The sequence below is a fragment of the Shinella sp. GW835-FHT14H05 genome (assembly GCF_058793575.1).
This window is the reverse complement of the sequence record NZ_JBXAFY010000041.1, coordinates 1-1623: the sequence shown is the minus strand read 5'-3', so window position 1 is coordinate 1623 and position 1623 is coordinate 1. Positions and strand designations below refer to the sequence as shown.

Genomic DNA, 1623 nt, shown 5'->3' with positions numbered 1-1623 from the left:
TGTAGCCGCAAAGTTAGAATGTCCTGTTTCTGCAAAGTTGGAATGTCACACTCCCCGGGTCTGAATGACGTCTGGGAGATTGCAGATGGGATTGATTGCGATGAGCGAACGCGATCTGCAGCGGATTGAGGTTTTGTCGAAGGTGGTTGCCGGCCGGATGACCACGGTGTCAGCGTCGCATGTGCTTGACCTCAGCGAGCGCCAGGTGCGCCGGCTACTGGAGCGTATGCGGACTGGCGGCGCGGCTTCGATCCGACACAAGGCGATCGGCCGACCGTCGAACAACCGGATTAGCGACGGGGTTCGCGATTATGCGATGACGCTGGTTCGCGAACGCTATGCGGATTTCGGGCCGGCGTTGGCGACGGAGAAGCTGGCCGAACGCGATGGTTTGCGTGTGTCGCGCGAGACGGTGCGCGGCTGGATGATCGATGCCGGACTTTGGCTGTCGCGCAAGCAGCGCCGGACGTTTCATCAGCCGCGGCTGCGGCGCGAAGCCTATGGCGAACTGGTGCAGATCGACGGGTCGGAGCATCGCTGGTTCGAGGATCGCGGACCGCCTTGCTCGCTGCTGGTGTTCGTCGATGATGCGACGGGCAAGTTGATGCAGTTGCGCTTTGTGCGTTCCGAGAGTGCCTTCACCTACTTCGAGGCACTGGCGCTCTATCTCGAGCGTCACGGTGCACCGATTGCCTTTTATTCGGACAAGCATTCGGTATTCCGGGTGGCGAAGAAGGATGCCAGGGGTGGCCAGGGCATGACCCAGTTCGGGCGTGCGCTTTGCGAGCTAAACATCGAGATTCTCTGTGCAAATTCGAGCCAGGCCAAGGGTCGTGTCGAGCGGATGAACCGGACGCTGCAGGATCGCCTGGTCAAGGAGCTCAGGCTTTCCGGCATCGACACCATGGAGGCCGGTAATGCGTTCTTGCCGGACTTCGTGGAGGACTACAATGCGCGATTTGCGATCATCCCTGCCCGTTCGGAGGACCTGCATCGGCCACTGAATCTGGCGCCGGATCGGTTGACGGAGATCCTGTGCAAGCGCGAACAGCGCTATGTCGGGTCACAGCTGACCTTTTCGTTCGAGCGCAAGCGGATCATGCTCAAAGAGACCGAGGTGACGCGCGGTCTGGTGGGCCGCTATGTCGAGACCTATGCCTATGCGGACGGTCGATTGGATGTGCGCTGGAAAGGTTATTCCCTGCCCTACACGGTGTTCGACAAGGACCAGCGGGTGACACATGCCGCCATCACCGACAACAAGCGGCTCGGTGATATCCTGGCCTATGTGAAAGAGCGCCAGGACCAGCAGGCAAAGCCGAAGGTGAAGAGCAACAGCGACAAGAATGGCTACGTCAAACGCGCCCGTGGGCCGGGCCGGCGGAAGGATTTCATGGACGATCCGGCGGTAATTGCACGGCGGGAGAAAGCGTTGTCGCGGTGGCAGGCTGCGCAGTGAGGCGTCTCAAAGCTAAAGCCGAAGGGGTGTGTTTACCACCCGCCCCGATCTGATCTTGCAACCCGGTCCAGCCGGTCAGATCAGGGCTGGTCGGTGTGCCGTGTGGTGACCAGTCGGACATTTCTACTTTGCAAACCGTCGGACATTCCAACTCATCCGCCACA

The 1623-nt window shown here is 60.3% G+C and carries 1 protein-coding gene; it reads left to right on the top strand.

Annotation, left to right across the window (positions count from 1 at the left end; genetic code table 11):
- Positions 1 to 85: 85 nt before the first annotated feature.
- Positions 86 to 1459, top strand: coding sequence for an ISNCY family transposase (locus AC1Q6Z_RS35250; protein WP_492650748.1), 1374 nt, complete (start codon positions 86 to 88; stop codon positions 1457 to 1459).
- Positions 1460 to 1623 lie beyond the last annotated feature (164 nt).

What these genes read in the sequence shown, in the direction of transcription:
- AC1Q6Z_RS35250 (WP_492650748.1), top strand. Translation starts at nt 86, where the DNA reads ATGGGATTGATTGCGATGAGCGAACGCGATCTGCAGCGGATTGAGGTT.